We start from the raw sequence: 8,195 nt of genomic DNA on the forward strand, positions 1-8,195 counted from the left end.
TCCTTCGTCACGGGACAGGTTATGACCTTTAAAAAACAATTATAATCACATGAAAAAAGTAGAAGCTTCTCCTCCCAAACTGTTCCTTGGATTTTTCCGGTGGTTTTGTCATACCAGAATGCTCGACTATATCGAGGGAGATTTGATGGAAGTATATCAAAGACGACTTAAGGAATCCGGGAAGCGAAAAGCTGATTGGAAATTTATTATTGATGTTCTGCTTTTGTTTCGTCCAGGAATTATCAGACCAATTAAACCTATTCAAAATTTAAACACTTCGGGTATGTTCAAAAGTTATTTTAAAATCGCATCTCGAGTGATCATCCGAAACAAGATGTATTCGGCAATCCATGTATTTGGCTTGACTATAGGGATAGCTTTTGCCTTACTAATCACGGTTTTTATATATGGAGAATTAGAGGTCAACCAGAACCTAAAAGATATAGACCAACTGTATCTTCTGGAAAGTAGGTACCGTGCCGGGCACGAGAATTTTGAATGGTTTTCACCAGCACCTTTGGCGGAGCAGGCAGTTGAGCAGTATCCTACGGTATTTGATGGATACTATCGTTTCTTCGATCGCAACATTACAATTTCTAAAGAGGACAAACACTTTCGCATCCAAAGCATGATGGGAGATTCCTCTTTTTTATCACTTTTTGGCTTTACAACCCTTCACGGGGATGCCAGAACTGCTTTGACAACACCGAACTCAATAGTCATTACAGAAAAAATTGCCCGTCTATATTTTAACAAAACAGAAGTTCAGGGCGAGACATTACTTGTTTCAACCGAGCAAAGTGGATTAAAGGAGTTTCAGATCACGGCAGTCATCGCTGATATGCAAAAGAAAAACTCTGTCTCTGATTTCATGAAGATGGATGCCCAGGTTTTTATTTCGTTTAAAAACACCAGGGATTTTTTTAGCCAGACGGATATCGATGATTGGTCAACTGACATCATATCTTATATGAAACTTACAAAAAATGCTTCCCCTCAGGAAGCAAATTCAATTATCGATACACTGCTGAAAGATCATGCCCCTCAGGTAGCTGAGCGAAGAAGTATTGTGCTCAACCCTCTCCAGAACTTTTATCTGAAGGTAAATAATGGTTCGGTGCAGAAGTTGGTTGTTTCCCTTGGCGCTATAGCATTTTTCATTTTGTTGCTGGCTATTGTGAATTTCATCAACATCTCTATTGCAGGTTCGATTTCCCGCCTAAGGGAAGTTGGTGTACGCAAAGTCATGGGTGGCATGAAGCATCAGGTGGTGGTTCAACTTTTATGTGAATCGACTGTATTAAGCTTGATTTCAGGCATCGGGGCATTGTTGTTTTATCAATTGTCGCATGGTTATTTTGGAGACATACTGGGTTCTCCTTTGCTGTCTGTGACAGAATTCCCTCTTCTCCTATGGATGATGGTGTCAATAGGGGTTTTGCTCATTGGTGTTTTGGCAGGTATATATCCATCAATTTACTTGTCGCTTACCAAGCCAATTGAATCTTTGAAAGGAAAGCTTGAATCCATAGAAGGAACTACCCGGTTTTCGAGAAGCCTTGTTGTGATTCAGTTTTCCGTTACCATCTTTATTTTTATAATGGCCATTGTGTTATCACAACAGGTTTCCTTTTTTCTTGAGAAGGATCTGGGATATAACAAATCCCAAGTTCTAGTTGTGGATTCCGTACCCCGGATTTTCTCTGAAAGAGGCTTTCAAAAAATGGAATCCGCCAAGCAGGAATTTCTGCGGTCACCCAGCATTCAGTCGGCATCGTTATCCTGGGGTGCTCCAGGCTTTGGGCTTAGTCCTGTGGATGCCAAAATCTACCTGATTGGCAAGTCGCCTGATGAAGGAATAAGAACCGCTATCAGCTCAGTGGACGAGGACTATCTGAATGTATTTGAAATTGATATGATAGATGGGAAATTCCTGTCGACCAGTGAAGGCCGGATCCCAAATACTATAGTTATTAACAAGGCAGCACAAGAAGACATGCAACTGCAGGTAGGTGATAAAGTGGGTATCCAAAATTTTGGAGATGTTGAATATACCATTATCGGTATTATGGATGATTTTAATTTTGAATCGTTGCACAACACTGTAAAACCGGTTGCTTTTATGCATAACCGTGACTTTAATGCATTCAGGTACTATTCATTCAAATTGAAAAGTGGAAATCTATTGGAATCTGTTCAGGAAATTGAAAAGGTATGGAAGCAGGTGTTCCCGGATGATCCCTTTTCTTATGCTTTTGCTGATGATCGTTTGGAAATGTTATATACCACAGAGCTTCAACTGAAAAAAGGCTCTTCCATGGCTACTGTACTTATGCTGATACTTGTACTTACAGGAGTGTTTGGTATGATCTCGCTTAACGTATCCAAGCGAAAAAAGGAAATTGGCATCAGAAAAGTCCTAGGCGCATCAGTATTCAGTATTCTTGGCTTGATTTCCCGGGAATATATATTAATGTGTGTGATCGCAGTAGGTTTGGGAACACCATTGGCCTATTGGTTTGCCGCTCTATGGTTAGAGAATTTTGCCTTTCAAATCACTTTATCATGGTGGATGTTTGCTCTTCCTTTTGGGGCTGTCTTCCTGATGACGCTAGTTATAGTAGTCTCACATTCACTAATTGCAGCTATGACCAACCCTGTGGATAGTTTGAAATCAGAGTAGTTTATATGAAAACCAAACCAGCCCACCTCCCTCTTTGTTTCTTTCGCTGGTTTTGCCGACCAAGACTCCTGGATTACATTGAAAGTGATCTGCTGGAAGTACGACCGTCGCTATAGAGAACTTAAAAAAACGCAAAGCAGACTGGAAATTTATTGTCGATGCGGTATGCTTTTTAGTCCGGGCATTTAGCAATTCTATTGTAATCTTTTTTGTGCAGCAGTCTCCAATACGTATAATTTTAGGTTTGAGCTAGTACTTAAAATCAGCATACCAAGGTCGGATACTTTTATCCCAGCACAAGACGATTATATTTCATTTACCTTATTCACTTAATTCATAACAGCAAATTGGCGGTAGACATATCAAACAATAAAGGTTTTATGTTTATAGCGTCAGAGGTAGTTCATCGCATCATAGCATATGCTTTTTTAAGAGAGTCATCGAGGATTCAACTTCGATTAGCATAACCAATCACCCTCTCCTTCAGAGCCTGTCCCAAGATTTTAATCCCGAGCGCTTGCAATTTGGGAGCAAGTGATTGGGGAAGGGTGAGGCAGAAGAACCAATTGCACCCGAAAGCTTTACGTGATAGGAAAGGATAGAGAGTAGGGCGAGGCTAATCCAATAAGGCAGTCTGTTTTAGCCTTGGACCCGGATGTGGTCTGATCAAATTACTCCAGTCCTAACAGAAATGTTTCTTCACCCAGTGAGAGAATTTGATTTCCATGCGCGGGTTTTTATATTAGCCGTTTCGTGAATGATCACACTCCAGCTTATACACATACACTATGTGCCTCATTCCATTTTAGTCCATAGCTTAAAAAAAAATTGACAATTAACCCATACACATAACTATAAAAAATGAACAAAAGGGGCCCAATTATCATAATTGAAGACGACATGGACGATCAGCTGATTTTGGTCGAGGTTTTTAAGCAACTGAATTACAGCAACAAACTTATTTTTTTTGAAGATGGTGAAGAAGCCTTGGAATATTTAATTGAGACAGATGTTGAACCATTCTTGGTTCTTTCTGATATAAATATGCCTAAACTGAATGGACTGGAACTACGTGAAAAAGTTCATAACAATGAGGATTTGAGATTAAAGTCCATTCCTTACCTTTTTTTTTCCACAAGTGCAGAACAAAAGCATGTTATTGACGCTTATTCAAGGTCAATCCAAGGATTTTTTGTCAAACCAAACGGTTTTGAAAATCTTAAAAGGATGATGATGAAAATCGTCGAGTATTGGCAAGAGTGCGAATCTCCCAATTATATCAAAAATGCCCAACAATAAATTAATGATTTAGGACTAGTCGATTTGGAAAAAAACTAGTCTACATGATTTGCAAGAGGATCTTAGCTAGAACAAAATAACTTTCGTCTCCGTTCGTGTCGTCACGAACGGTGTAGATTGATTTACTAACCACAATCTCCTGATTGCCACCAATTGTTAGCTCTTCTTTTAGCAAATAGGCTCATTTTTTAGACCGCGTTGTCCCGTAGAATTTTGGGAGCTGGGTAATATTTATCATTCTTCCTGTCAAGAATCCATAAACCAAAACAAGAAATCAATTTCAATTTGCAAAGGATAGTAGGGTAGTGCAAGGCGTCGGGAAATAATTCACATATCATTTTAGCTTTGGACCGATATATAGGATGAGATTTTGGAATTTGCCCTGAGAGTGCCCGGATTTCCAAGATCGAGGACGGGCTTGGTATAGGCGGGAAGTTATTTTATAGTTGGGTGATAGGCAAAAGGCCGCTACTTTCTGAAGTGGGAGGCCCTTTTTGTACCAAGTGTGTATGATATACAATTGATACTATCTAGAAATCCCCAATACCCACCGAACATCAAAAGCATCCGTTAGCTCAATCAGTTTTTGGTCATCCTAATTCCCGTCAACAAGATTCTTTTTATCACCGGTCAGTTTTTCAATAAGCCCCCTTCTTTCTTTCGTGTTTTTGCAGTCTAAAAAAATAGAAATATAGTTCCCCAGTTTTCTTCCTTCGTTGTGCACCAGGTCCGAACCGTGAATGGTTATTCCCTCGGCAAGCAGCGATCCACTCACTACAATTTCCTTATTGGCATGTAATTCCTTTTCAAAAGATTTCACCCGTAATACGCCCCCAAAGCAAGATTGGTAAAAGGTGAGTGCCTTTTTACAATTTCCGGAGAATGTTATAAAAACGGCACTCATTGCTTTATAATTATTATGTGCTATCATATTGGATTAAATCAGGCATCTGGAATTTCAGGTTCAACCAGCTTTATCAATTTCTCTAGGGATTCCTGCCAGCCCAGATAGCACATTTCAGCTGGAATAACATCGGGAATCCCTTCCTGAAACACGTTGAGCTCAGTGCCACATGAGACTTTTTGGAGCTGTATCGTGGTTGTCATTTCCCGGGTAAGCTGGGGTCGTCAAACCTATCGGTGTATTTAATAAGTTCATTGGACTTTATTTCCAGGTATTCGCCCCCAAAGGAATGGCCATTTTCGGTACTGAAATTAATAAAGGTCATTTTAAACGATCCCCCTACTTTAAAATTCATTTCCTGTACGGTACAAAGATAGCCATAAGGAGGAAACCAAAAGGAATTGGTATAGGGTCTGCAAATGCCCGAAATACCTTTTCCGGGCTTGCTTTAATTATCCTATGTAATGAAACTGAGTTGTTTTTCATGGTTTTACTGTTTAGTGAATAATTTGTTTTTTGTTTTTACTTTTTGCCTCCTTTTTCCTGAAACCCACAATCTTTTTAATGAGCTTCTCAGGCAGCGGTTTTTCCATGGGAAGTTGGATGACGGATAGGGACACAACACTAAAGTATAGCGGAATAAATAACTGCCGAAAACAATCAAGAACGCGGGAAAGTACTGTAAATAACAACTAGATCTTAGTAGTGAATGTTCGAAGGGTTGCCCTTCGGGTAATTGTAATCTTTGTACAGATTCGTTTCTTCTATTTATCGTATTACTTCTGATAGAATACTATCGTCTGCCTACAAATTTGCAAAAGAATTTCAGAACGAAGAAAATGAATCACAAAAGTGAAAGCCATGAAAACAACGTTGGCAACACATTATAGAAAAAATGGATGGGTCACTGTAATCGCATAATTCATCGACTTTTAGTATCTTAACCTGTGGACGAAATTAATTTACTCTTTTCACTACCACTAATTTTAAATGCTTCTGTTGCCTCCAAGTTCCATTTTGAAAGGACAGAAAACAAATTATGGACAAGGCACGATGCCTTCACTCGACTAAAGCTGATCAGCAATACAATACAATAAACAGAACAATATTTAAATGCAGTAAGGGTATAAAAACTAAACACTAATCAGATGCCAATTTACATGGACCGCCACGATGTTTCCGAAACAGTTACTGCTGAGAATGTAGCACAGTTACATCAACAAGATTTAAAAATACAACATCTGTATAATTGTAAAGGTTTAACCTATTGGTTTGACGGCAAAAGGAAAACTGCATTTTGTTTAATTGACGCTCCGAATAAAGAGGCAATTAAAATGATGCATGATAAAGCCCATGGTGAAATTCCTCACCGGATAATTGAAGTGGATGACGCAGTAGTAGAATCATTTCTAGGGCGCATTGAAGATCCTGAAAAATCTCAAAAGACGGAATTGAACATTATCAATGATCCTGCTTTTAGAACACTAATGGTGATCGGAATAAAACTGTTATCATTAAAAGGTTCAGCAACTAAAGAATTACCTTCAGTTTTTCAGAGTCATGGTAATGCCATAGTTAAAAAAATAAATACGTTTAATGGAAGTATAGTTAAGCAAAAGTCAGATTACTTTTTAGCGTCTTTTGATTCGGTTACAAATGCAGTTCTGTGTGCTATCAACATTCAAACCATGCTAAATATGACTGTCGAGAACACGTTTTTTTCTGATGTTACTGTAAATATGGGCTTAAGCGCAGGTGTGCCCGTAACTGAAAAGGAAAATATTTTTGAAGATACTATTAAAACAGCAGAACGATTATGCTCCTTTGTTAAAGGACAGATAGTTATAACTCCCGAGGTTAAGGATTTGTATGAAAGCGAAAATTTGAATATTTCCATCGACGAGGAAATTGTGTATGCATTAAGTTTAACGGAGGAGAAATTTTTAAACGTATTTATGGATTATGTTGATAGGGAATGGAGATGTACAACTTTAAATATTGACCGGTTTATTAAAGATTTAGGATATAGTAAATCCAAATTGTACCGAAGCATGATTCCACTAACAGGGAAATCACCCAACACTTTTTTAAAAGAATATCGGTTAAATAGAGCTTTGCAATTATTGAATAATCAAATGCTCAATATTTCTGAAATCGCTTATGAAACGGGTTTTAACAGTCCTGCATATTTTACAAGGGCATTTAAAAAGCAATTTGGTTTATTACCAACAAGTTTCATGAAAGGATCAAAAGCAAATTGAATTAGAGTGAACTGGTTGAATCAATTGTCTTATTCTTTGGGTCAAAAGTGCTGTAGTGTATAGTGAAAATAGTTTTCCTTAGCATAAGGAATTTCTGGTTGGAATTCCAAATCACTACACAAAAGCAAAACTTAAATTGTTCAATATGAAAAATTCAATTAAAAAGATCTGCCTCCTTGTCCCTTGTCTACTTCTTACAATTGCAATGTCGGCACAAACTACAGGGGCTAACGAAGCGGAATTATCGTTGGTTAAAACAGCACAAGATTCCGATTTAAACTGGGGCCCCTGTCCTCCGTTTATGCCTAGCGGATGCGAAATAGCCATTTTACACGGTGATCCGAGTAAAAATAATTTAGATGTTTTTTTTAAAGTGGATGCAAATTCAGAGATCCCCAGCCATTGGCATAACTCTACAGAACGCATGATACTTATTACTGGTGAACTTGAGGTGACATACACAGGGGAAAACCCTCAAATTCTAAAGGCGGGATCTTATGCCTATGGCCCAGCGAAGAAACCTCATACGGCTACTTGTGGTGATGCAGGACCTTGTGTACTTTTTATTGCCTTTGAAGAACCATTGGATGCATTTCCTAAAGATTAAATTGTCTTAGCATACGCTAATTGTACTATAAAAGCCACTAGTACAAATGGCATGTGGTTTTACTTGTTTCTAAGTTTACTTGTTGTCGTACCTAACTTATAACTAGAATTAGTTAGTTAATTCTTTTAATCAGAAAAATTTAATAATAAAAATATGACGAGCTTAATCAAAGATATTTTGGAGCCTGAAATAGAAATATTTGTTTCAAAACTAAGGGGGAAAGTAATAATGCCTTCTGATCCTGACTATAACAATTCCAGAAAAGTGTATAATGGAATGATCGATAAACATCCGGGGATGATTGTAATGTGCGCGGATGTTGCAGATGTTAGTATGCATCCGACAAAACCATATTGATAGTTGAGTCCTGAATGTATAATGTTGCAGGATGAAAAAGACAAGCAACGAAGCGTACTATTCCCTGTTCTGTAAGTGGCAGGA

Annotated in this window: 7 protein-coding genes; 4 read left to right on the plus strand and 3 right to left on the minus strand. The window is 38.2% G+C overall.

What is annotated here, in order from left to right:
* Positions 1–49 precede the first annotated feature (49 nt).
* Together SYJ56_RS25565 and SYJ56_RS25570 are read left to right on the plus strand one after the other, a co-directional pair.
* On the plus strand, positions 50–2,683 hold the full coding sequence (locus tag SYJ56_RS25565; protein ID WP_323839203.1) for an ABC transporter permease: 2,634 nt from the start codon (positions 50–52) through the stop codon (positions 2,681–2,683).
* A gap of 861 nt (positions 2,684–3,544) precedes the next feature.
* Positions 3,545–3,982 (plus strand): response regulator, encoded by a 438-nt coding sequence (locus SYJ56_RS25570; protein ID WP_323839205.1) that lies wholly within the window; start codon positions 3,545–3,547, stop codon positions 3,980–3,982.
* Positions 3,983–4,577: 595 nt separating this feature from the next.
* Here SYJ56_RS25570 and SYJ56_RS25575 read toward each other — a convergent pair.
* Genes SYJ56_RS25575 through SYJ56_RS26030 form a run of 3 tightly spaced genes read right to left on the minus strand, consistent with a single transcriptional unit; the run spans position 4,578 to position 5,241 of the window.
* On the minus strand, positions 4,578–4,913 hold the full coding sequence (locus SYJ56_RS25575) for a VOC family protein (protein WP_323839206.1): 336 nt from the start codon (positions 4,911–4,913) through the stop codon (positions 4,578–4,580).
* Between the two features lie 11 nt (positions 4,914–4,924).
* Positions 4,925–5,089 carry an SRPBCC domain-containing protein gene (locus SYJ56_RS25580; protein WP_323839208.1) on the minus strand — a complete coding sequence of 55 codons (165 nt, stop codon included), beginning with the start codon at positions 5,087–5,089 and terminating at the stop codon, positions 4,925–4,927.
* Entirely contained in the window at positions 5,086–5,241 is a 156-nt protein-coding gene (locus SYJ56_RS26030; RefSeq protein ID WP_416377835.1) for an SRPBCC domain-containing protein, read from the minus strand. The genes SYJ56_RS25580 and SYJ56_RS26030 overlap by 4 nt, the downstream gene beginning before the upstream one ends.
* 793 nt (positions 5,242–6,034) lie before the next feature.
* Between SYJ56_RS26030 and SYJ56_RS25585 the strand changes: the two genes are divergently transcribed.
* Together SYJ56_RS25585 and SYJ56_RS25590 are read left to right on the plus strand one after the other, a co-directional pair.
* Complete coding sequence (locus SYJ56_RS25585; protein ID WP_323839210.1) at positions 6,035–7,147, plus strand: nickel-binding protein; 1,113 nt, start codon at positions 6,035–6,037, stop codon at positions 7,145–7,147.
* Positions 7,148–7,292: 145 nt separating this feature from the next.
* A complete protein-coding gene (locus SYJ56_RS25590; RefSeq protein ID WP_323839212.1) occupies positions 7,293–7,754 on the plus strand; it encodes a cupin domain-containing protein in 462 nt (153 codons plus the stop codon).
* Positions 7,755–8,195 lie beyond the last annotated feature (441 nt).

Source organism: Algoriphagus aurantiacus, assembly GCF_035156405.1.
Taxonomy (GTDB): domain Bacteria; phylum Bacteroidota; class Bacteroidia; order Cytophagales; family Cyclobacteriaceae; genus Algoriphagus; species Algoriphagus aurantiacus.